This is a genomic window from Vibrio sp. 10N.261.46.E11 (assembly GCF_041472735.1).
GTDB lineage: Bacteria > Pseudomonadota > Gammaproteobacteria > Enterobacterales > Vibrionaceae > Vibrio.
Genome location: NZ_JBFRQW010000009.1, coordinates 107,119 through 130,267, shown reverse-complemented (window position 1 = coordinate 130,267; position 23,149 = coordinate 107,119). Strand labels below are relative to the sequence as shown.

17 protein-coding genes are annotated in these 23,149 nt (G+C 42.4%); 10 read left to right on the top strand and 7 right to left on the bottom strand.

Translation table 11 applies throughout. From position 1 onward, the window contains the following. Positions 1-108: 108 nt before the first annotated feature. Together AB4407_RS03905 and AB4407_RS03900 are read right to left on the bottom strand one after the other, a co-directional pair. Positions 109-846 carry an EAL domain-containing protein gene (locus tag AB4407_RS03905; RefSeq protein ID WP_372118822.1) on the bottom strand — a complete coding sequence of 246 codons (738 nt, stop codon included), beginning with the start codon at positions 844-846 and terminating at the stop codon, positions 109-111. Positions 847-1,407: 561 nt separating this feature from the next. After that, positions 1,408-2,043 (bottom strand): hypothetical protein, encoded by a 636-nt coding sequence (locus AB4407_RS03900; RefSeq protein WP_009845296.1) that lies wholly within the window; start codon positions 2,041-2,043, stop codon positions 1,408-1,410. A 289-nt stretch (positions 2,044-2,332) separates the two neighbouring features. On the opposite strand from AB4407_RS03900, the gene AB4407_RS03895 reads away from it, so the two are divergent. The 3 genes from AB4407_RS03895 (at position 2,333) to AB4407_RS03885 (ending at position 3,868) form a co-directional block, all read left to right on the top strand. Beyond that, on the top strand, positions 2,333-2,578 hold the full coding sequence (locus AB4407_RS03895) for a DUF2164 domain-containing protein (protein ID WP_372118819.1): 246 nt from the start codon (positions 2,333-2,335) through the stop codon (positions 2,576-2,578). Between the two features lie 184 nt (positions 2,579-2,762). Continuing rightward, the gene (locus AB4407_RS03890) at positions 2,763-3,302 is read left to right on the top strand and encodes a cytochrome b (protein ID WP_372118816.1); all 540 of its coding nucleotides are present in this window, start codon (positions 2,763-2,765) and stop codon (positions 3,300-3,302) included. Further along, positions 3,299-3,868, top strand: a complete 570-nt coding sequence (locus AB4407_RS03885; protein WP_372118813.1) for a YceI family protein — start codon at positions 3,299-3,301, stop codon at positions 3,866-3,868. Before AB4407_RS03890 ends, AB4407_RS03885 begins: the two co-directional genes overlap by 4 nt. Before the next feature lie 350 nt (positions 3,869-4,218). Here AB4407_RS03885 and focA read toward each other — a convergent pair whose 3' ends face one another. Continuing rightward, a complete protein-coding gene (gene focA, locus AB4407_RS03880) occupies positions 4,219-5,670 on the bottom strand; it encodes a formate transporter FocA (RefSeq protein WP_372118810.1) in 1,452 nt (483 codons plus the stop codon). Between the two features lie 273 nt (positions 5,671-5,943). Between focA and AB4407_RS03875 the strand changes: the two genes are divergently transcribed. Together AB4407_RS03875 and AB4407_RS03870 are read left to right on the top strand one after the other, a co-directional pair. Further along, on the top strand, positions 5,944-6,849 hold the full coding sequence (locus tag AB4407_RS03875) for a LysR substrate-binding domain-containing protein (protein ID WP_372118807.1): 906 nt from the start codon (positions 5,944-5,946) through the stop codon (positions 6,847-6,849). 204 nt (positions 6,850-7,053) lie between these two features. Continuing rightward, entirely contained in the window at positions 7,054-7,548 is a 495-nt protein-coding gene (locus AB4407_RS03870; protein WP_372118804.1) for a DUF1097 domain-containing protein, read from the top strand. 178 nt (positions 7,549-7,726) lie between these two features. Here the strand turns inward: AB4407_RS03870 and AB4407_RS03865 are convergent, their stop codons facing one another. Continuing rightward, complete coding sequence (locus tag AB4407_RS03865) at positions 7,727-9,532, bottom strand: ATP-dependent endonuclease (protein WP_372118802.1); 1,806 nt, start codon at positions 9,530-9,532, stop codon at positions 7,727-7,729. A 238-nt stretch (positions 9,533-9,770) separates the two neighbouring features. On the opposite strand from AB4407_RS03865, the gene AB4407_RS03860 reads away from it, so the two are divergent. From AB4407_RS03860 to AB4407_RS03840, 5 genes are all read left to right on the top strand, one after another. Beyond that, positions 9,771-11,510 (top strand): bifunctional UDP-sugar hydrolase/5'-nucleotidase, encoded by a 1,740-nt coding sequence (locus AB4407_RS03860; RefSeq protein ID WP_372118799.1) that lies wholly within the window; start codon positions 9,771-9,773, stop codon positions 11,508-11,510. A gap of 609 nt (positions 11,511-12,119) precedes the next feature. Further along, positions 12,120-13,121 carry a TerC/Alx family metal homeostasis membrane protein gene (locus AB4407_RS03855; protein WP_372118796.1) on the top strand — a complete coding sequence of 334 codons (1,002 nt, stop codon included), beginning with the start codon at positions 12,120-12,122 and terminating at the stop codon, positions 13,119-13,121. Positions 13,122-13,433: 312 nt separating this feature from the next. Then, complete coding sequence (locus AB4407_RS03850; RefSeq protein WP_009845310.1) at positions 13,434-13,622, top strand: hypothetical protein; 189 nt, start codon at positions 13,434-13,436, stop codon at positions 13,620-13,622. 320 nt (positions 13,623-13,942) lie between these two features. Continuing rightward, complete coding sequence (locus tag AB4407_RS03845; RefSeq protein ID WP_372118793.1) at positions 13,943-15,229, top strand: DEAD/DEAH box helicase; 1,287 nt, start codon at positions 13,943-13,945, stop codon at positions 15,227-15,229. 197 nt (positions 15,230-15,426) lie between these two features. Next, positions 15,427-17,145 (top strand): autotransporter assembly complex family protein, encoded by a 1,719-nt coding sequence (locus AB4407_RS03840; RefSeq protein WP_372118867.1) that lies wholly within the window; start codon positions 15,427-15,429, stop codon positions 17,143-17,145. A 261-nt stretch (positions 17,146-17,406) separates the two neighbouring features. Here AB4407_RS03840 and AB4407_RS03835 read toward each other — a convergent pair whose 3' ends face one another. The 3 genes from AB4407_RS03835 to AB4407_RS03825 all read right to left on the bottom strand — a co-directional run bounded on the left by AB4407_RS03835 (position 17,407) and on the right by AB4407_RS03825 (position 22,958). Further along, entirely contained in the window at positions 17,407-18,864 is a 1,458-nt protein-coding gene (locus AB4407_RS03835) for a phospholipase D family protein (RefSeq protein ID WP_372118790.1), read from the bottom strand. 84 nt (positions 18,865-18,948) lie between these two features. Continuing rightward, positions 18,949-21,105, bottom strand: coding sequence for a carboxylesterase family protein (locus tag AB4407_RS03830; RefSeq protein WP_372118787.1), 2,157 nt, complete (start codon positions 21,103-21,105; stop codon positions 18,949-18,951). A gap of 191 nt (positions 21,106-21,296) precedes the next feature. Continuing rightward, on the bottom strand, positions 21,297-22,958 hold the full coding sequence (locus AB4407_RS03825; RefSeq protein WP_372118785.1) for a hypothetical protein: 1,662 nt from the start codon (positions 22,956-22,958) through the stop codon (positions 21,297-21,299). Positions 22,959-23,149: the final 191 nt, after the last annotated feature.

Genomic DNA, 23,149 nt, shown 5'->3' with positions numbered 1-23,149 from the left:
GATAGCAATGCGTGCTTTAACAAGGAGCGTTTTAAAAGATAGGTATTACAAAAGTCGTTAGCCAATGGTAAAGCGGCTTCCGGTATATTAGAGAATAGGGGCCAGACTCTAGATTACTAGGCGGATATCCAACTCAATCGGCTTTGGCATGGCTAAGTGATAGCCTTGATACATATCGAAGCCTAAACTTTGCATCGCAGTCAGTTGCTGTTGGGTTTCTATCCCTTCGATGACCGTCTTAGCACCAATTTGGTTGGCAAGATTAACTACTAGCTCCATTTTTCGAGTATCGCCGTTTTCAAAATCCAACATCACAGAGCGATCGATTTTGATGATATGAGGAGTGATATGGCGAACACGTTGCTCTGTTGACGCCTGTGCTCCAAAGTCATCAACCGCGATTTGAAAACCATTATCTGCAAGTGAGTGGGCCGCGTTTTTTAAACGTTCTTCACTTTCTACATTAAGTTCGACCAACTCCATGACGATTTGTTCGCACGATAAGTTAAGCTCGTGAAGACGTTTAGCTAACAGAGTGTCTTTTACTTTTTCAGAGGCAAACAACTCACCCACGTTTGGAAGAACGTTCAAAAAAAGGTTTAAGTGACGGACCGTCGATTGTGCGAAGTTACGGATGTGAATGGCTCGGCTCAGTCTCTCTACGTTGATTTTGTCTGTGTATGAGGTTTCGTCTGAATGGAAGAAGTGATCTGGGCGAACGATATCACCTTTACAATTGGAAATACGAACCAAAGCCTCTACACCTATCTGAGTCAAAGAAGAATCAAATATAGGTTGGTAGACACTTGTAAGTGTTAAGTCTTGGTATTTCGCAATAAACTGCATATCGGCATTCACAGATATACAACTAATAAATTCACTTCTGTCTGATAAAATCATAATCGCTAATAAAAGGTGTTTATTCAGTGACGAGAATATACATCACAGTTGTCATAATATTGACAGGTGTTGATAAATTGTCAATTAATAAAAATTAATTTGTCACGGTAACATCTAAATAATTAAAGTCAGCGAAAAATCAGGATGATAAAGGCCATTATGTATCAAGGGTATATATTGCTTAGCTTGTTTAATAGGTTCAGTGAATTTGATGTCTGAGTAACCTGTATCATATCAACCCTATCAGTATAAAGCCTTAACACGTATACACCTGAGATAAATATGGTTAAAGGTTTACATTCTGGGGGAGTATCAAAATAATAAAATAAATAGATCTTTGTGGTTACATAAAAATGATGTCTGTCTCTCAAAATTAATATTGAGGTTGTTAAGTTATTAATTAGTAAACTGTATAATAAATGAGTGGAATACAGGTATTATTTTATAAAATAATAGTGTAGGTATAATTATTTACGTTATATATCAAATTGAAAATTGGCTTGTATTTTACTGCCATTGTATTACCGCATAAAGTTGCAGGTATTTACGAACTAGTTGTTGATTTCCAGAGCGTTTTAGCGGGTGAGCGAATCGGATAAAACACGGACTGATTTTGAAGTTACTATTTAAATCATCTGCGAATTGAGTATCACTCTCTCTTAGCGTGATACCTTGTAGGCTGTAGTCGCTAATCTGGTCTGGGAGTTCCCCCATCCACCAATGCAAGAGTTCACCACTGTTTTTACTTCGACTTATCCAATGGTCGGAAACAATGATCAATAGGTCATTGGGTTGAATGGCAAATCCGTACTCTTGCTGCCAGTTATGAATGTCCAGCATCAACTTTTTACGACAAGTCTTGCCTGCGCTCACCATATGGTGGCTAATCATCCAAACGGTACCAATTTCAGAAGAGATTCGGAAATGTCGTGGCGTTTCACCAGAAGAGAGCATTTCTAGTGGGCTTACGTTGCTTGCATGATTGAAGCTAACGAAAGTGTGCTCCATTCGTCTCGCAAACGCTTTGCCTATGTGATGTTCACTGATCCCTTGATTGTGTACGGTAGGGTAATGACGTTCACAAAGTTTCAAGCAATCGTCTTGAAACTGATTGACGCTTTTAATCACCAGATCTAATAACAATGAAGCCTCTTATACACAGTTGCTATCTTATTGATGGGCAATAGTACGGTAATTTTGGCGCCATTACCTATCGCCAAAGTGCGAGTTCTTGATCCCTCTATCAAAATTAACCATTACTAAGCGATTTTATGGATAGCACTGGCACTCTACAGGTCTGTAAACTAAATTATGAGGAATTATAGCTAGTTAGAAAACTTGAACTGATTGGCAGAGTTGCAGTGAGCTAACGAAATTATAGCTTAGTCGGCTAATCACAATTGTTCTACATACTCTTTATTTGGAAACACCCATGACCATTCAATTAGATTCAAAGCAAAAATCCGAACTCACTCATACACTTCAAAAGTATCTACAAGATGAGCTCGATGTAGAGCTTGGTCAGTTCGACACTGAATTCTTAGTCGACTTCATCAGTAAAAAGTTTGGGGCCGTGTATTACAACAAGGGGATAGAAGACGCTCAAAAAGTGATGGAGAGTAAGATGTTAGACATCTCAGATGAGCTCTATGAAATTGAACAAATCGTTGAGATATAACTCAGCAAGCGATTGTTCGACAAAGAAATTTGTCCATAAAGCAACTTGTTCAAAATTTTTGAATAACTCGTTTAATTTGAAATGATGTAACTAATGTAAAACTTGGTAAATAATATGTTACGCAAACTTGGTGTAGGGTACGCTTTTCAAAACTACACAATTCGTCAACACTCGGAACAGATGCATGGATAACAACGTTATAAATTACAATCCTTTAGCAAGAGCAATGCATTGGATCTCAGCACTCGCAATATTTGGCCTATTTGGTGTAGGCCTATGGATGGTTGATCTTTCATATTACAGCGAGTGGTACAAAACAGCACCAGACTACCACCGTTCGGTAGGCATCCTTTTGGCTGCCGTTACCATTATCCGCTTGCTTTGGAAGCTAGTTACCGCGTCACCTAATGTGGAAGGTAAAAGCTATGAAGTTGTAGCGGCGAAGATCGCTCATGGATTTATGTACATTAACTTAGCGGTTTTATTTATTTCAGGTTATTTGATTTCGACATCAGATGGCCGTGGGATCGAGGTATTCAATTGGTTCACTGTACCAAGTATGGGTGAACTGTTTGAAAACCAATCTGATCTTGCAGGTACGGTTCACTACTATGCTGCATGGGTACTGATCATTATGGCATCAGTGCACGCCTTAGCGGCGATAAAACACCACGTTATCGACAAAGACGATACGCTACGAAAAATGATAGGAGCTTCAAAATGAAAAAGTCAATTATCGCTACAGGATTAGCATTTGCTATGGCAATGCCTTTCGCTGCGAACGCCGCTGATTACGTGATTGATACAAAAGGTGCGCATGCTTCAGTTAACTTTAAAGTTAGCCACCTAGGTTACAGCTTTATCCAAGGCCGTTTTAACAAATTTTCAGGTGATTTCTCATTTGATGAAAGCAATGTTGAAGCATCAAAAGTCAACGTAACTGTTGATACAACTAGCCTTGATTCAAACCACGCAGAACGTGACAAGCACATCCGTAGCTCTGACTTCATTGACGCAGGTAAATTCTCTGACGCTACTTTCAACAGTACAAAAGTGGTTGATAAAGGCGACGGCAAACTTGAAGTAATGGGTGACCTTAAGCTTCACGGTGTCACTAAGCCTATCGTTATCGAAGCTGAATTCATCGGTGCTGGTCAAGACCCATGGGGCGGTGAGCGTGCTGGTTTCGTTGGTACAACTCGTCTAGAGCTTGCTGACTTCAATATCCCAGTAATGGGCGCTTCAAGCTATGTAGACATGGATCTGCATGTTGAAGGTGTAAAGAAGTAATCTAGCTATCAATAATCGCTATCAACATATTTAGAAAGATCAAAATCCTAGTCGATACGAGATAGGGCAGCGTTAGCCGGTTATTTAGTAATATGGAAAGTAGCAAAGCAGCTAGAATATAGAGAAAGGCGCAAAGTTTTCACTTTGCGCCTTTTTTATTGAGGTAAATGGCCACGCATTTAGGTCTGTTTTGTGTCAAACCTTTTACTGCGTCTTAAGCCGCCATTTACCTCTGCCAGTCAACGTTGCAATGACTGAGTTATCTAGCTGAACGACTAATCCCTAATAGTTCATCCTACGATTCGTTACTTTGTTTCTAATGAAACGCTTGCTTTGTAAACAGTCGCTAGTTAAGCCGTTTCTAGTTCCGCTTTTGGTACTACGTTTAGGCGGTCACCGTAGATTGGGCGAAGTGCTTGCATCACTTCAGTTCGAGTAAGAACACCCACCATTACACCGTTTTCTAGCACTGGAAGCATATGCGGCTGGCTTACTTTCATTGCTTTTGCACGCTCTTCTAGAGAAAGAGAAGTCAGGCGAGTGGCGTAGCCCATGCTTGTAGTAGGGTAAAGTTGCGCTTTGTCGATACATAGGAACTCAGCAACATCAACCAACTTATCGCTAGCAGAGATAGCGACTACGTCACGGCTCATTAGGTCTACCACTTTCTGGCCTTTAGTCGGAATGTAATCTTGGCACCAAAGATCAACCATTACGTCGTGAACAGAGAAGATACCTACTAAGCGGCCTTCAACATCGCAAACAGGAGCGCTAACAAGTTGAGCGTCTAAAAGTGAATCAATCGCGACTGAAGTAGGCATTTCTACGCTCAGTGTAATTGGTTGAGTGTTCATGATTTGCTTGATAATTGTAGTAGTGTTCATAGTGATTTCCTTAACTGACGTAATTTCTGTTGTTTGAGTTATTGCTGTAATTTTTGCTGCTTTAAGCTGCGGGCGACGGTAGATACTCCAATTGGCTAAGCCAACCAATACTGAACCACCTACAATGTTGCCGATTGTCACTGGTATTAAGTTTGCGGTGACAAATTTCATGATGTTCAGGTCTGCGTATTGGGCTGATGTTGCGCCAATTTGCATCCAAAAACTCTCAGGTGCGAATGCTTGAATCGTGATGCCTAGTGGAACCATGAACATATTCGCCACACAGTGTTCAAAGCCTGAGCTAACGAACATCGCAACGGGTAACACGGTCATCATTGCTTTGGTCATGGCGTTAGCAGAGCTGAACGTTAACCAAATCGCTAAACACACCAGCAAGTTACAAAGCACACCCAAAGCAAACGCTTGAACAGGGCTGTGATGTAGCTTGTGTTGAGCAATGTTAAGAGCGTTCAAGCCCCATTGCCCGCCATCCAGTTGATACAAGCCTGCTGCGCTTACCAAAGCCAGTAGGAACATGGCACCGATAAAGTTGCCTACATAAACCTTGCCCCAGATAGACAGCATCTTGGTGAAGGTGATTTGCTTGTTAGCCCATGAGATGCTTGATAACACCGAACTGGTAAATAGCTCGCCACCGCAAATCACAATCAGGATTAACCCCATGCTGAATGCAAGACCACCGGCTAAACGACTTAATCCCCATCCTGCATCAGCGCTACCTGTGGTCACCGTGATGTAGAATAAAAAAGCAAGCCCGATGAATGCGCCAGCCATGATTGCCAAACTCAATGTCATGCTGCTGGTTTTGTTTGCTTTGCTTAATGCAAACTTCTCGGCTTCCGCCATCATTTCTGTTGGTGAGAACAGTTGCTGATTTTCAGAAGTGCTGGTTGCCATATCCCCCCCTTGAACAATCCGTCATGTGTAATTCCTAGTGTTAATGACTTGGTTAATCCGTAATGGTTAATCAGTAATGTTTTGCAGGGCTCGTTGTGTCCTGCCATTCCAGATTAGGGTGTTGAGGGGTAGAGGTAAAATTGATAATTTTTAGAAACCACATCAAAAATATTGATATAGATTTGGTTAGGCGTAGAATGAAATTGATTGCTCATCGGCTTAACAAAAAACGAGCAACAGGACACAAGTTATTAAAAGAATTAAGGATAGATTTTGCGTTATTCATTAAAGCAACTCGCCGTCTTTGACGCGGTAGCAGATTCGGGAAGCGTAAGTCAGGCTGCTGATAGGCTTGCATTGACTCAGTCGGCGACAAGTATGTCTCTTGCACAGTTGGAGAAAATGCTCGGCAGGCCTTTGTTTGAAAGGCAGGGTAAGCAAATGGCGCTTACTCATTGGGGTATGTGGCTGAGGCCAAAAGCGAAGCGTTTACTGCAAGATGCACAGCAAATTGAAATGGGTTTTTACGAGCAGCATTTATTAAGTGGAGAGCTCAAACTCGGTGCGAGCCAAACCCCGGCAGAACACTTGGTTCCAGACCTCATCAGTATTATTGATAACGACTTTCCTGAGATGCGAATCTCGCTTGGCGTGCAAAGTACCGATGCGGTTATAGATGGCGTACTAGATTATAAATATGACCTAGGCGTTATCGAAGGTCGCTGTGACGACAGTCGCGTTCATCAAGAAGTGTGGTGTACAGACCATTTAACGGTCGTTGCATCCGCTCATCACCCGTTTGCGAAGCGTGAACGAGTAAGCTTGGCGCAATTAGAACAAGCGAAGTGGGTATTACGCGAACATGGTTCGGGTACTCGCAAAGTTTTTGATAGCTCTATTCATCATTTAATTGGCGATCTTGATGTTTGGCGAGAGTATGAACACGTTCCTGTTTTAAGAAGTTTGGTTGCAAACGGCCCATATTTGACGTGTCTACCTTATCTCGATGTTGAGCAGTTTGTTGAATCTGGACAGCTCGTTACTTTGAATGTTCCTGAGCTTGAAATGGAACGTACGCTTTCGTTTATTTGGCGTGCGGATATGGCAGAAAACCCACTTGCTGAATGTATTAAGCGAGAAGGCAAGCGCATGATGAAAGGCAAACCGTCGGTTCTTTAGCAGATATTAGACAAGCTCCAGATAACCAATTATGTTGAATAAGCGATTTCGGTCTCCATCTGATGATAAATGCACATTCGCGTACATTATAAATGTGATCGCGATCGTCAAAGGAAAGGCGTTCTTCCCATAATATGCTTACTTGATTTTAAGTGAGGCTAAATCCGGTTGCGATGAAATTCGTAATTAGGCTTTAGAAATAGTATGAGTACATTAGTCGCAATTTCATTAACAACAGGTATTTTGTCAGGTCTATGGGGATGGATAGCTATCTCTTTCGGCTTGCTGTCATGGGCCGGTTTCTTAGGTTGCACCAGTTATTTTGCTTCGCCAACAGGCGGCGTAAAAGGATTGGTAGGTAGCTTACTAACCAACATGACAGGCGTATTCTGGGCAATGGTGATTATCGAAAGCTCAACCTTCGCAGGGTTAGAGATTTTAGGCTATGTGATTACTGCTATTGTCGCTTTCTTTATGTGTATTCAAGCAAAACAAGCGTGGCTAGGTTATATCCCAGGAACCTTCATTGGTTGCTGCGCAACGTTTGCCGCAGGCGGTGATTGGCAACTTGTCGTGCCATCTTTACTGCTTGGTGGTGTCTTTGGATACTTGATGAAAGCAACGGGGCTATGGCTTCACGAGAAATCGACTCAATCTTCGGAAGCGGTAGAACCACACGCTAAGCAAGCTAAGGCTTAATTCGTTAGCCTAACCTTAGTTTAGTCACTGTGAACTCTTGCGAGATAACCCCCAATTAATTTGTATATAGATTTATACAGGCACACCATTTGGTGTGCCTTTTTTGGTTTTGATTACTGTGCTAATTAAAGAAATTATCAACAGAAGAACGAATAGCACTTATCAGATAAGCAAGAAGCTAGGTATTTCCGTTTGCCATGGTGATCACGCGTTTTAAAGTCCATCTTAACAACAATGGAATACAGTCTTGTCCTTGATTCTCGCAGTGAGAAACGATTGCTAAAGCCAAGTCGGGTTTTGCGTGTTTCTTGAGTACCTTAGCCACGACTTTTTTCGCTGGGATAGGGTGATCGTAAGGAATCTTAACCATGTCTCTGAAAAAGTTCTCAAACCCATTCATGTACAAGTAGTGTTCGATGTCTTTGTCAGGCAACTCAGTTAAACGATGACGTTCTTGGTCATTACCGAGTTTAGATAGCACGGTTGCGGCATATTTTTTACCTGCCGCGTCGCCATCGGTCACCACATGCCAATCGATACCAAACTCTTGCGCGACTTTGATCAGTGCCTTGAGTCCTGATTGAGCGAATTCAATAATCTGAACGCCTTCCGCAGCAAGGTTATAGCCACATTGGTTGGCTAACTCGTTAAACAACCAGACTTCGGTTTCACCTTCTACTAACAACCAACAGCGAGCATATAGAGCGCCGGAGCGGTGAAAACGAATATGAAAACCAATTCGACGAAGTTCATCTTTGCTGAAGTGGTTCACATTGAGCTGGTTAGCAATGGTTTTATCCGACTGACGTACCAAACGACGAATCGATTGAAGCGGCACGGCCGCGAGTAACTCACCACTGTTGGTCGTGAGAATTTTCTGCATGGGTAATTTCTGTATCAAACTCCAAGCCCTAGCTAGGTGAGTGGGGTGTAAACGACCTTCGGGATCTTCAAGGATCAAAAGAGGGCGTGCACATCGTCTTAAGTCATTTGGCCCTTTTGCTTGCAAGTAAGCATTAAGTAACCCCATGAATAATAAGCGAGTTTGTTTGTTCTTGGTCTCTTCGACAAGTTGATGAATGCTCTTGTCATTCGCCCCTGCAGAATAAAGTAAGCCATCTCTTTGTTTTCTCGGGTTTCGTCGAGAAGTACTTTTGAAAGAAAAGTAATGTTCTATTAGGCTTTGCATCGACTCTAAGCTACTGCGCATCTCGCCTTTGTTTACATGTCCGGGTATCGCCATAAGGCGACGGCAGGTGTTGTCAATGCGTTTTTCTATCCTTGCCTGACGCCCATTGCCGTTTCCATAGCTGCCATTACCATCGCCATTGGTTGTTTGACTCTGGCCGTTCCCATATCTGTTACTTGGACTGCTGTTACCATTTCCATTCACATTATTGGTGTGACCGTTGCTAGCATGAACAGTATTAGTGTGAACATTACCCGGTAGGTGAGCATTGTGGTTAAGTGAGTTGCCGTTGAAAGGGCGATCGAAGTGCCTTGCGTCTCTCAAACGAATTACAGGGTGTAACGTCATTAATTCTTGAGCGAGCTTTTCTGAGTGATGAAGCTTGAGAGGGTTTCCGTCCAACCCCAAAAATGCATAGTGTGTTGTCGTTTCATACTGTTCTAACGTGGCACTGATTCGATAATAGATACGAAAAACACCAAACTCGTCTTGAACCCACACCGGCTTGAGTTTGCGATAACGCCCTGCATTTAGCTCACTCTTATCGTTGGCTTTTAATGCGAGAACAATTTGCAGGTGTTGAGACTGTGGATGTGAAACGGAATAATCGACATGGAAATCGGTCATTTCGAAGTGATATGGAACTCCGTCTGAAGGGAGAACGACGGAAAGGGCATCCAATAAAGAAGACTTACCCCAAGTATTTTCACCAATAAGCGTGGTTAGCTCATCAAACGCGAGCGACATGCGCTTGATACCTCGAAAGCCAGAAATCTCGATTCTTTCTAGTTGCATAGGCTTACTCCTAACGGAAGGCTCTGCTAATTGTTTGAAAGCTAACAGATATCTTTAATCATAATCGAAAATCACAAATTCGGTATGCTCACTGGTCACAAAACCCAGTGATTATTGATACGGCGCAAAATGAGATTTTTGATCTATCTCGAGTATTTTTTTGCAGTGCAGTTTCATAAAATTCACGATTCTGTCATGATTCTCGACCTAGTATGAAGGGACAAAGAGAGAAGAAAATATGACTAAAAAGAATAAGCCGACCAAAATAGTGTTGGCACACATCAACGACACCCACTCATACTTTGAACCCACTTCATTACAGTTATCACTTAAAATGAACAGCCACATCATAGAACCTTATGTCAGTGCTGGTGGCTTTGCTCGAATCTCAACACGCTTTAAACAAATTGAACAAGATGCTCAGCGTCAGAAGGTTGGAACCCTATTTTTACACGCGGGTGATTGCTTTCAAGGCACATTGTACTTTTCTTTATTCAAGGGAAAAGCCAACGCCGATCTGTTGAATGCCCTTAATATTGACGCAATGACGCTCGGAAATCACGAGTTAGACATGGGAAATGAGCCCGTTGCGATCTTCGCTAAAAGAATTAAATTTCCATTGTTAGCAGGTAACTGGAACCTATCGAATGAGGATATCAATAAAACTCATACCTTAGCGGACAACGAACTGGTTAAACCCTATCTGACTGTAACGCGAAGTGCCTCTTTTATAACGAAAGAGTTTGATGGCGAGAAGGTCGCAATATTTGGCTTAAGCATCGACAAGATGGCAGGCATTGCTAATCCAGATATCGATACACCATTTGAAAATGCTTTAGAAACCGCAAAAGCGACCATTGAGCAGATTCGTAAAGCTGGCATCAACAAGATTGTGTTACTTAGTCATCTTGGTTACGAAACTGATTTAGAGCTAGCAGCCAACGTAACAGGCATTGGTGTGATTGTTGGTGGCCACAGTCACCGTTTACAAGGTGATTTCTCTGATATCGGCTTAGTGAAAGACGATGACTACGGCGTAAAAATTGGCGACACCTATGTTGTGCAAGCCGGTTTTCACGCAATGAGTCTAGGGCACTGTGAAATCGAGTTCGATGCTCAAGGTAAAGTGACGCACTTTAACGGCAAAAACGAACTGTTATTAGGTCGTCGACTCTTTATAGACGCGAAACTGAGTGAAGTAGGGCAAGACGACGCACACGATGTGGCGTGTGAGTTTTTGAACAATCACCAAAACGTTGCAGTGTGTAAGAAAGATCCTGAACTACAGAGTATTCTGACGGATAAATACCAGCCGAGAGTTCGAAAACTTCAGCAGCAAGTTATCGCTCATGCTGAAAGCAAACTTCGCCATGTTCGTATCCCTGATGAAAAAGGGCCAAGCCAACTTGCGCCCTTGGTGGCTCAGTCATTCCATTACTTGATGAACCAGAAAGGCCATCAGGTAGACTTTGCTATCCACAACTCTGGCGGTGTTAGAAACTCACTGAATAGTGGTGATGTTTCGGTTGCCGATATTGCCGGAAAACTACTACCGTTTGCCGTACCTATTGGTGTGTATAACGTAAAAGGTGAAACGATCGCAGGCATGCTGGAAGGGGCAATTAACAACGCGCTCGATAATGGTGTGGTCGGTACGGGTTCTGGCAGCTTTCCTTATACTCATAACTTGAGATTTTGTTATCACAAAGAAGCACCTATAGGGCATAGGATTCACCATTTAGAAATTCACTCTGAAGTATCGGGTTGGCAAGCTGTTGTGCGTGAACGTGTTTACCGAGGCGCGTCGTCAGCCTACACCATGAAAGGAAAAGAGGGCTATAACGCCGTCTTAGATATGATAGGTGATGGCGTGGTGACGACCGATTCTATGGCAGACTGTTTTATCGAGTTTCTACAAGAATACCCAGAATCTCTTAAACACAATGAACCGCTGAATTGCATGGAGTGTTTTAGATAGGCAGCGTCAATGCTTGCACTTAACATTATTAGTTCTAGCTGTTTATAAATTTGGCACTGTTTATGCTTTATTCCTGCAGGTCACACTTCTTGTGGAGATAAGCATGGATAAGAAAGATTGGTTAGATGCAGTAGCGGTGGTTGGTTGGGTATCGGTTTGGTCTGCGTTAGTGTATTTGATACCGACTGCAGGATTGTAATTTACGCAAGATAGTAATTTGCGCAGAATTATTACTTGATCGTTTTGCAGTGTAACTACGCAGTGCCATCGTGAATTTGGTTAGCGGATTTATTCTTAGAATCAATTCGAGTGTCTATTTGACAGGGTGGCATCAATAAGAAAGGAGCATTCGCTCCTTTTTTGTATTTCTAGTGCAAATTTTAATAGACGAAACACAAATAGGGGAATATTATCCACGCGTTTGGGGAGTAGTTAGCGCAAGTTTACATGTCGTCATCTCGTTAGGCTAAGAGCCTATCCGGTATGTAAAGGTGAAATCCCATATTTCACTTCAACGAGACCAACGCAATCACAGTCAAGATCCGTAATGGAGCTTGATATGCTTTGTTTGCGGAAGGTCTTTGTACAGTTCTTCCGCCCGGAGGAATAATGAACTCAACTCAATCTCTATTATCTACCAATAGTGAATCCTTTTTTTCATCGCCAATCATGACGACTTATGTGGGCTTTTTCCTGCTGACAGTCATTCTCGTCTCTATCGATATCTATCAAACTCGTGGTGGCAGTGTAACCATTAAGAAAGCGGCAATTTGGAGCGTTTTCTGGTTTGTTCTCGCGTTCTTGTTTGCAGGTTCTATCTACCTATTTTGGGACATCTATGCTCCAAATAGTGACTACACCGCGCAAAAAGCAACCGTGTCATTTATTACCGGTTATTTGCTAGAAAAATCATTGAGCGTAGACAACCTGTTTGTATTCGCGATGATCTTTGCTCAATACCAAGTTCCAGAGCATCTAAGACCGCGTGCGCTTCTTTGGGGTGTAATCGGTGCATTGGTGCTTCGTGCAATTATGATCGCATTAGGCGCGCAGCTGTTGGCTGAATATCACTGGGTGCTTTACGTGTTTGCGGCGTTCTTGATTGGTACTGGTATTAAGCTGGCGTTAGACAAGGGCGAAGAGGAAAGTGTAAATACATTACCAGAGAAGTTACTTCGTAAAGTGATGCCGGTAACAGAGGATTTTCATGGTCCTGCATTAATGGTTAAACAAGGCGTTAAATGGGCATTCACTCCAATGATGTTGGTGATCGGTGCGATTGCAGTTATGGATGTGATGTTTGCACTGGATTCTATCCCAGCTATCTTTGCTGTGACACAAGAACCGTTCTTGGTACTTGCTGCTAACGTATTTGCGCTACTTGGCCTTCGCTCTCTGTACTTTGTGCTGCAAGGCATGATGGATAAGTTCATCTACTTGAAGCCAGCATTGGCGTTCATCATGGTCTTCATTGGTGTGAAAATGCTACTGGTCGACAGCGAATGGGCTATCCCAACGTATTGGTCGTTAGCGGTGCTGATTTCTACCATGACGATTGCGGTTATAGCGTCGATTTATGCAAAGAAGCCAGACATTGAACAAGTAAATTAAAACAAATATAACTTATCGAAAACTCGATAAGAGATACGTGGCCGATGAAGTGGGAAATTTATTTATGTAAAATTTCTGTGACGTTGGCCACTGTGATTTGAAGGGTATTTGTACTAAATGCATGATTTCAAGTCCATTGTGAATTTATAGTCACCATTTATGAATATGTATTTCCATGCGTTGTTAATGGTTTGTTTTATTAGAAAAACTAATCTGAACATCCAAATTTAGTCATTTTTTAACGTGTAAAAAATCACCTATTATTCTTGTCATCAGAACGAACCACTTAAACAAATTTATAGAGAGGCAATCATGGCTCAAGCAATGCAAATGAATACTATCGCTGTTCCTAACTCTATGGATAAGAAGACCTACTCGGTTAACTTCAAAGGATTGATTGCACACATTTTCGATATTCTTTTTGTAGACAACTCTCCACGTAGTTACTACTCAAGCGACCTATCTGGTCACATGCAACGCGATATCGGTATCAACCGTTAATCTAAGCGTAAACGCATAGAATAAAATAAAGACAGAATTAAAAAAACGCCAGCTTCTTAGCTGGCGTTTTTCTATCTGAAAGAAGGGGACCTGAATTTGAGTGAACGTTTATAAAATTGGTTCTCAAAAGAGGCAAGCAACATAAACGTGAAGCTGATACCGTGTTCACAACTCATTTAAAATCGATTACTTCATATCTTGGACTGCTTTGTTTGAGCTCATTGCTAAAACACGAGAGAAAGGGGCGATTTAGTTACGTAATACAGCTGAAATACGTTAATATAGCGCGCTATTATTTTAGCTTTGAGTTCCTGCAATTAATGACTAACACCACGACACCAACCAACTTCTCTGATCTTGGCTTAATTTCTCCTTTGATGGCTCGTCTTACCGAGCTTGAATACCAACAGCCAACGCCTATCCAAGCGCAAGTTATTCCAAGTGTGTTAGCAGGACGCGATCTAATTGCAGGCGCAAATACGGGTTCAGGTAAAACCGCTGCATTTGCGCTTCCTCTGTTACAGCAGATCCATGAAGATGCACCTTTGGACCGTCGTTCGGGCAAAGGTAACTTCGTTTCTGGCCTTATCTTAGTGCCGACTCGTGAACTGGCTAAGCAAGTTGCTGATAGCGTTAAATCTTATGCAGTACATTTTAACGGTGCGATCAAGACTGTTTGTGTATTTGGTGGTGTGTCTGTGAACACTCAGATGCAAGCACTACGTGGCGGCACTGATATCTTAGTGGCGACACCGGGTCGTTTACTTGACCTTATTTCAAGCAACGCTATCAAGCTTGATAAAGTGAAAACGCTTGTTCTTGATGAAGCTGACCGTATGTTAAGCCTTGGTTTTACAGAAGAACTAGACGCTATCTTGAAGCTACTGCCAAGTAAGAAGCAAACTCTGTTGTTCTCTGCAACGTTCCCAGAGCAAGTTCAAACGCTTACTCACGAACTACTGACTGACCCAATTGAAGTTCAACTTCAAAGTGCTAATGCGAGCACACTGGTTCAGCGTGTATTCGAAGTGGAAAAAGGCCGTAAGACAGCATTGCTAGCTCACCTGATTCAGCAACACGAATGGCGCCAAGCATTGATCTTTGTGAATGCCAAAAACAGCTGTGAGCATTTGGCTGATAAGCTTTACAAGCGCGGTATCATTGCGGAAGTATTCCACGGTGATAAAGGTCAGGGTTCACGTACTCGTATCCTAGAAGATTTTAAATCTGGCGAGATTGACGTTCTGATCGCGACAGACATCGCAGCTCGTGGTCTGGACATCGAAAAACTTCCAGTGGTTATCAACTTTGATTTACCGCGTAGCCCATCAGACTACATGCACCGTATTGGCCGAAGCGGTCGTGCGGGTGAGGTTGGCCTAGCGTTATCTCTGATCGATCACGAAGATTACCACCACTTCACAATCATCGAGAAGAAGAACAAAATTCGTCTTGAGCGCGAGCAAATTGAAGGCTTTGAAGTGGATGAAGAGGCAACCGCTGCACTTGTTGCTGCGTTAAAACCCGTAGCGCCACCGGCTGGTACAGGCAAGAAGAAAAAGAAGAAAGCAGCACAAAACCAAGATGTGTGGCTGAAAAACAACTGATAGTGATTCAGTAAACAATCGATATTTTAAAGGCGCTTAATGGCGTCTTTTTTGTGTCTGTAATACGAGGAGCATAAGTAGCTAGTGTACGGTTGTGTGGTATTCAAAATCAGCTAAGTTTACTTGTAGGGTTGCGTCCTTCATAAGAGATTCAGTGATTTCTCGCTTTGCTCATAACCTATTCCGGTTCTAAGCAACTGGGTAACGGCGTGAAGACCTCGATTAAACAAGTAATATTGACAGCTTCACTCTTCATGGTTACTCAGCCCGCTGCGATAGGTGCAGACTTCAAGATTAAAGGGTTGAACAAAACTCTCACTGAAAATGTAGAGTTATACTTAGAGCCTTTGGTTGATGTCCCAGCTTCCCAGTTATCCCATACTAAGCTATTAAAACGGGTTCAAGACGCGCTCAACCCTTATGGCTACTATCACCCTCAGATAGATATTGAACTTGATGACAGCGATAACCTCACCTTAAACGTCGATTCTGGCCTTGTCATGTACATTGCAGAATCGGTTGTAAAAGTCACAGGTGAAGCGAGTAAAGACGAAGAGTTCATCAAAATACTCACGCAAAGTAAGTTAGATTCAGGTTCACCATTATCTCACCAAGAGTATGACCAAACTAAACGGGCGATTTTCTCCTTGGCAAAGCGTAAAGGTTATTTTGACGGTAGGTTTGTCGAGTCTAAGATTGAAGTGATTCCTAGCGAAAACATCGCCAATATTCACCTGCATTTTTCTAGTGGCTCACGCTACAAGTTTGGCGCTATTAACATTCCTGATGATGGTGTTGAACCTACGCGTATAGAGAAAATTCCCACATTCAAACAAGGGGACGACTTTGACACGATCAAGTTGGGTGAGCTGCAGTCTGACTTGTTTGAAACTCAGTGGTTTCGGAGTGTCGTGGTACACGGTGACTTTAATCATCTTGATGACAATCTAGAAGTGCCAATTGAGATTATTGCTGAACCAAGCTCTCGTAACATTGTGCAGGTGGGTGGCGGTTACTCTACCGATCTCGGTCTAAGAGCGTCTTTAAATTGGTCAAAGCCTTGGTATAACCGAAGAGGACACAGCTTTGAAACACAGACATATTTGTCTGAACAAGAGCAATCACTGCAACTAGGGTACAAAATCCCAACAGAGAAAGTCACGACCGATTACTTTGGTATTCAGTTTGAATCGAAACGAATTGATCATCGAGACACCAATAGCTTTTCAAACGATCTTAAGTTTGAACGTTATTGGCAATTAGACAGCGATTGGCAAAGTACCATTTACGTCAAATACTTGCACGAACAGTACCGTCAGGCGTCTGAGGAAGACCAATCACAATTGCTGTTACCTGGCATCAGTTTTTCTCAAGTTGATCGTAAAAATGATCAATTAGAGCTCAATCATCGACACATGTATTCTGTTGAGTATTCTGACCCTAGTCTGTTCTCTGATTCAAGACTGTTGCGGTTGGAAGGAAACAGTGTGCTTTCGTGGGACATTAGTGAAAGTCAGAAGCTGCATTTCCGTTCAAACGTCGGCATTAACATAGCTAAATCGTTGTCGGATGTGCCATCGTCACTGCGTTATTTTGCTGGTGGCGATGGGAGCTTACGTGGCTATAGCTATGAATCGATTTCTCCAACAGATGACAACGGTGAATTAACAGGTGCACGCTACATGCTAACAGCAGGGCTTGAGTATCAACACCAGGTATATCGTTCAATTTGGATGGGCGCATTTCTCGATGTTGGTGATGCGTTTGATGACAAAGCGGTTTGGAAGCGCGGCACTGGCCTTAGCCTGATTTGGAACTCACAATTTGTGCCTGTGAAACTCGATTTTGCTTACGGGTTGGATGCACCTCAAGGCGATGAGTTTCGTATTCACTTCTCATTAGGTACTCAGTTTTAATTGTTCGATAAGTAGTTATTCTATAATCAAAAACTCTAACGAAGTTATCGAAGTTTTTAACAAGCTAGGGTGACCCATTATTTATTACGATTGGTATTACTGTGTAGTTGTGCAAGAAACAAAGAAGCCGCGTAAATCGCGGCTTCTTTGTATTTCGAATAGGCTAAAAGTGTTTTGAATAGCCTGAAAATGGATTGTTGGACTCACTTTAACTGTAACTTTGAACCATTTATTCTTGAAAGTTTAACGTTGTTATTGCTACTAGAGTTCAAACTCTGCATCCATTTTACGAAATAACCAGTCCGGTATTTTGTTCAATGATTTATAGTTCGGGTTCTTATCTTTGGCTTGATCTTCTGAAAGCCAAACAGTGTCACCTGATTGCCCACGCGATACAATCCAAAACAAGTCTTCTTTCTGGTGTGTTAAATAGTGTATTACTTGATCTGCAAATGCTTCACTATCAATCAACACACCAAACTCGATGTTCAGAAAATCTGATCTTGGATCAAAGTTAGATGAGCCGATATAAGTCACACGGTCGTCTAAAATGACGGTTTTGTTGTGATAGTAGGTGTCGACATGAAAGTAGTGGTCGTCATTGATCGCTTGGCTTTTGTACTCATAGATACTTATGCCTTTGTCGAGCAAAGTCTCACGGTGTTGCTCGTAATAGGCAGGAATAAAACCCGAATCATTAGAAGCTGAAGAGTTCGTAATTAAAGTTACTTCGGCTTGCTGCTGTATTAACGCATCGATAAACACAAACTGATCATCGCTTGGAACGACATAGGGCGTCGAAATCACCGCTTTTGAAGGCGACGGAACTTTTTGAGTCATTAAGCGTTCTGTTCGTTGACGAAAGTAGGGCTTGTTGTCTTTAAGCTTTTCTAACGAATCAAATACTGGTGTTACAGACGCAATAATGAAATCTGGTTGATTTAAATTTTTGATCTGTTTTTCTATTTCAGAAAGGATCAGAGTTTTATTTATCTCACCTTTGTTTAACGCTTTGGTAAATGTTTTGTATTGCTCATTATCTTTGATTTTAATGTGCTCTTGGATAGGTGCAACATGTTCACTATCCCACAGCATTTGATAGTTGTGGTCGAAAGAAGTAATGATATCGCCTTTAAATAGAACATCCATATCAAAGAAGTTCGCATTCTCACTATAACCAAAGTAATCATCACCGATGTTGCGTCCGCCGAGAATCATTGATTGGTGATCTACGTTGAAGTATTTTTCGTGCAATCGATTATCTAACCGTTTTTGGTTCGTTGAGAAGTTAAATGCTCTGCCAATCCAGCCCGCTTTACGTGATTCAAACGGGTTGAACAGTCGAATTTCAATATTGGGATGTGAGTCTAATTCCGCTAGCCATTTATCATTAAAAACCAGTAGGTCATCTAGGATCAGTCGGACGTGAACCTCGCGATTCGCCGCTTGCTTTAGCTCGTTGAGAAGCATCAACCCAAGCGTGTCACGCTCCCAAGAGAAGTAGGTCATATCAATCGAGTGCTCGGCGTGGCGAACAAGCTCGATACGACGTGCGAAGGCTTCTGGCGCCGTCGGGATCAGGTACACTTCTGCTTGGTGTTCCGTGCTTTGCCAGTTTGCTTCGAAGTCTGGTTCAACATCGGGGTAAGGTTGGGCACATCCTGTGACCAAAGCAATCAACATCATTGTGCATGCTGTTTTTAGTTTGCTAAGTGTCATAACTAACCTGCGTTTGAACGTAAAATTTGGATATAAAAACGGCCAGCGAGCTGGCCGTTACAGTAAGAGGGTTGTTAAATATGTTTAGTTTAGGTACCAGTCCCAAGGCATAAGACCTTGCTCTGCTAGACCGGTTAAGCGACCTTCACGAAGCTTGGGATCAACACCTGGGTTTGTGACATAGTCCCAGTCGAAAGTAGTACTGTTGTCGCTGAACCCTGCACCATCAATTACAAGCACATTATCGGCTGTATCGCTGTATTGGTAGTTAGTGAATAATTCTTCGCTAAACCATAGGCGTGACATTTCGTTCATCATGGCCTTCTCATTACTTGTCGGGTGAATCTCACCACCGTCAAAACGTACAGCTTTGTTGAACACAAACGGCAACTCTGAACCGTTGCACGCACCGCTGATACAACCAATCGTCTTGAATAGATCAATGATTGACAGTTGGTCGTATTTGCCCGTTTCTTCATTTAGACCTGTTTTATAGTTCCACATGTTAAAGCTGGGTTTGTGCTCAAAGTGGTATAGCGTTGCTTCTACTCCGCTGTTTGCTGCCATGTGACGAGCTGGACCATTGAACAAGGTGTCATTTAGCAAGGTTTTAAATTGCTTCATGTTGTCAAGAGCACCACCTAAGCTAGATTCTGAGTTAGGGAAGAAGTCAGTTAGGTTTAACACTTTATTAGTTTGTTCATGGCCGTTTAATTCAATATCTACATTTTTTGCGATACATTCGATTACCTCTATTGGGTCGTCTTTAGCTAGACAAATTGGCGTAAAAACTCCTATATCAACAGATGAATCCATCCCCCAAAATAGTTCAGTAACAGCTGTATATGCGGTGAGTGAAAGACCTGCATTTGCAGCAACGTCCTTAGAACTCATGTTATTTATTCTTGCTAATAAACGATCTTGATTGTGCTCATCATCTAGCCATTTCAACGCATCTAAGGCAATGGCCTCTGAACGCTTACCTTCTATGGCTTCAGGTGAAAGAAATTCGTCAATGATAGTTGGAATCAAAAAGGTCACACTGAACAACATCCCAAAACTATTTGCTTCATGAGCATTGTTTCCTAAAATCGTTTGTACAGAAAAATCAGAATTTAGTGGTGATTTAGATGGTTCTATACATATTGTCTTTGACTCATCACTGGAAGCAAGTGACTCACAACCTAGATAAGGAGCAAATGGCATCAGTGTTGGCATAGGGGTCTTTCCTGTTTTAGGGCCTACTTCCAACTCTTGATTCGCATAAGAAACTGAAATCGATAGCGAACTCAATAACCAATTTTTTAGCTGTTCAATACCATTCAAAGCTGTTTCTTGCGACGCCATGATCTCATCGAGCGAAGTGTCTGCTGTAAACTCCTTACTGCGATCTTTTGCTACTTCATAACTAGGGTATTCAAAGCCATAAGGGTTACTCTGCATGATAGCTAGTTGGAAATACTGACCTGCGATATCGTTATCTTGTTGCAAGAAACCAATAGACATAGCCCCTGAGCCTTGACCCATAACGGTTACGTTTTGAGCATCGCCACCGAAATCAGCAATATTATTGTATACCCACTCCAAGGCACGTTTTTGGTCACCTAGGCCATAGTTACCATCTTCGTTCTCGCCTTTAATCCATTGAGTCCCTAGCTGACCAAGACGGTAGTTAAAGCTTACGTAGATGAAAGGCTTACCGTCGTCGCTTCCTTGAGCAACCACTGTATCACCGTGCACAAGTGCTTCAGAACCTGAGCCATACTCAAAGTCACCACCGTGGATGAAAACATAAACCGGTAGATCTGCATCAGAATCTACGCCTGCTGGACGCCAGATATTGAGGTTAAGGCAGTTCTCATCTTGTGTTTGTGATGTCGTTTTTAGTTGAGGACAAGCATCACCAAACGAAGTGGCGTCGACTATACCTTCCGAGTTCAATAGTTCCGTCAAGGCTACAGTGGCGCTGTGCTCAAAACGTTCAGCATCCGCAAAGCGTATACCTTTAAAGGTTTCAACAGAAGCCAGTTTGTCGTCTTCGGTATTTGAAGTTATTACCAGTTCTTCTATGGACGCTTTAATCGTTACGTCACCGATTGGAGCATCAAATGATTTGGCAGGTGCCGGTACTAAGGGCTCGGGTTTGTTTGGCATCGGAACAGTCGGTTCTGTATCACTGCCACAAGCAGCGAGTAACATTGAGATGGTCACAGCAGGAATTAATTGTTTGTTGAGTTTCATTATTACGTCCACAGTTTTTTGTTGTTACCAAACCAGCAATTCCGTGCGTTATCGTCGACCGTTGTCGTGCTTGGATATATGTAATTTTGTTATGGGATGTATATTAAAGACATTATTACGATTGATGGAATCGCATAAGTAGGACGGGACCCTACAAGAGTGGCCTCGACCACTCTTTGCATTGTTTGGAGTTAGAAGCGATAGCCAAGGTTCAACGTCACAGCCGAGCGAGTTTCCCCCTTGTTGTACAGCACAGTCATGTTGTAATGTTTGCCGATCTGCTTATTAAACCCGGTTAGGAATGCCCATTGGTCGATGTCTACACCAACGTCATAATCAAACTCAATGTCACCGGTTTTTACTGTGCCTTGCATACGTGAATCTAAACCTTGGTATTCGGCACCAACGAAGAACTGAGCACGATAATCGACTAATTGATAACCTAGCATTGGTTGAACTGTCACAATGCCATCGCCCCAATCGTCTAGCCCTTTAAGACGGGTTTGTGAGTAAGTGCCGGTAACAGAAGCAAAGAATTCTTTGTAACCAACGGACAATGTGGTACCCGCACCGCGCAAGTCATATTCAAGATGTAAGGGCACATTTAAACGACCACTGTTGCACAAGGCAGATACGCCTTCGCAAAGCGCGTTACCTAATCCAGGCAATTTGTCATTGAGTTTGTCTTGTAGGTATTCTCCTGCGGCGCCGGTATAAGAGGCGTCAATATTCGCATCTACGTTTACCTTCCCGACGTATCCGAATACATTCCAGAACGGCAGGATATTAACGTCACCGCGTATCGAAAGACTTTCTGCCTTTACTGTTGCAACACTATCTTCAGGATCAAATAGGTCGTTCAAGCGAACACCACCAATCACGTAATCAGTCATGGGAACATCCATATCTTGATTACGGTAAGCAACAGAAATACCAAAGGGTAGTGGTAAATCAATACCTTGGCGACGCACTATGTCACCCATTAAAGGGAAGGTGCGATCCAGCTTGACGCTCGCTTCTAACATTCTCGGGTCTGATACTTCTTGAAGCCTCGCTTCGTTGATCACTTGTACGCCTTTATTGTCTTCATAAAACGCGACTGGCTCGATTATGCTCGTCATCTTCATTGGCTTGTGCTTGGTTGTACCAACCACTTCGGTTGTTTTACTCACGATGACTAGCTTGCCCGATGACAAAGTTTGAAACTCAATCTCTTGCTTATAGCTTTCTACCTTGTAGGTATGGTGTTTGAAAGGCTTTTCATTGCTGATTAGCATGCGTTTTGGTTCACCGTTGACTAACTCAATGTCGACACTCAAAAAACGGAAGTAGGCAATGTCTTGAGGAAGTCCATACTTCGAATAATCGAAGCTGATGATTACTTTGTTATCGTCGATTTCTTTGACGCGAACCGAAGATGAATCAAAGCTTTCAGCATAGTTACGTAAGCGATATTCGGTACGTGTGAAGGTTTCTATTTCATCGAGTAGGTTTTCGTTATCATCTAGCTCTTCTGGGTTATATTTGATACGAAGATCGATGTTGCCTTTAGTGTCAGTGTTTTTAACCATGTAAACGCTTGAATCTCGAACTTCTTCGCCAATTTCAATAGTACGATGTGCATGTTCGACCAAATGTTCGCCCTGGACCAATGAACTGATTGCTAGCTTTGGTAAGTCATGGCTCATGCCATACTTGTCAAAAATAGCACGTCCTTGCTCCATGACGTTGGTGTAAGTTTGTGTTTCTTCCGCCGCGTGAACAAAATTGGGTGTTGTAAGTAATAGGGCACTCGCTAATACAGAAAGAGTATGGTTCTTACAGGTATTTATGCTTATTTCAAAAAAACTCATGACGGTTTCCAATCTGATTAGTCTCAAACCTTCGAGACTCAAACAGTCTATGTTGTACTGAACTTCGTGTTCAGTTTGTTATTAATGCATCCATAAGGATTTGCAATGTGAATATCGCATTTGGAAATGCATTGCGTCAGTCAATGGGAGTATTCTAAGGTGAGGTAGGAAATGTCGTTAATCGCGTTTGA

Bases quoted from the DNA above. Each gene is read 5' to 3' on its own strand.
- AB4407_RS03830 (WP_372118787.1), bottom strand. From the start codon at position 21,105: ATGAAACTCAACAAACAATTAATTCCTGCTGTGACCATCTCAATGTTA.
- AB4407_RS03895 (WP_372118819.1), top strand. From the start codon at position 2,333: ATGACCATTCAATTAGATTCAAAGCAAAAATCCGAACTCACTCATACA.
- AB4407_RS03870 (WP_372118804.1), top strand. From the start codon at position 7,054: ATGAGTACATTAGTCGCAATTTCATTAACAACAGGTATTTTGTCAGGT.
- AB4407_RS03855 (WP_372118796.1), top strand. From the start codon at position 12,120: ATGAACTCAACTCAATCTCTATTATCTACCAATAGTGAATCCTTTTTT.
- AB4407_RS03905 (WP_372118822.1), bottom strand. From the start codon at position 846: ATGCAGTTTATTGCGAAATACCAAGACTTAACACTTACAAGTGTCTAC.
- AB4407_RS03885 (WP_372118813.1), top strand. From the start codon at position 3,299: ATGAAAAAGTCAATTATCGCTACAGGATTAGCATTTGCTATGGCAATG.
- focA (WP_372118810.1), bottom strand. From the start codon at position 5,670: ATGGCAACCAGCACTTCTGAAAATCAGCAACTGTTCTCACCAACAGAA.
- AB4407_RS03850 (WP_009845310.1), top strand. From the start codon at position 13,434: ATGGCTCAAGCAATGCAAATGAATACTATCGCTGTTCCTAACTCTATG.
- AB4407_RS03845 (WP_372118793.1), top strand. From the start codon at position 13,943: ATGACTAACACCACGACACCAACCAACTTCTCTGATCTTGGCTTAATT.
- AB4407_RS03865 (WP_372118802.1), bottom strand. From the start codon at position 9,532: ATGCAACTAGAAAGAATCGAGATTTCTGGCTTTCGAGGTATCAAGCGC.
- AB4407_RS03860 (WP_372118799.1), top strand. From the start codon at position 9,771: ATGACTAAAAAGAATAAGCCGACCAAAATAGTGTTGGCACACATCAAC.
- AB4407_RS03835 (WP_372118790.1), bottom strand. From the start codon at position 18,864: ATGACACTTAGCAAACTAAAAACAGCATGCACAATGATGTTGATTGCT.
- AB4407_RS03890 (WP_372118816.1), top strand. From the start codon at position 2,763: ATGGATAACAACGTTATAAATTACAATCCTTTAGCAAGAGCAATGCAT.
- AB4407_RS03825 (WP_372118785.1), bottom strand. From the start codon at position 22,958: ATGAGTTTTTTTGAAATAAGCATAAATACCTGTAAGAACCATACTCTT.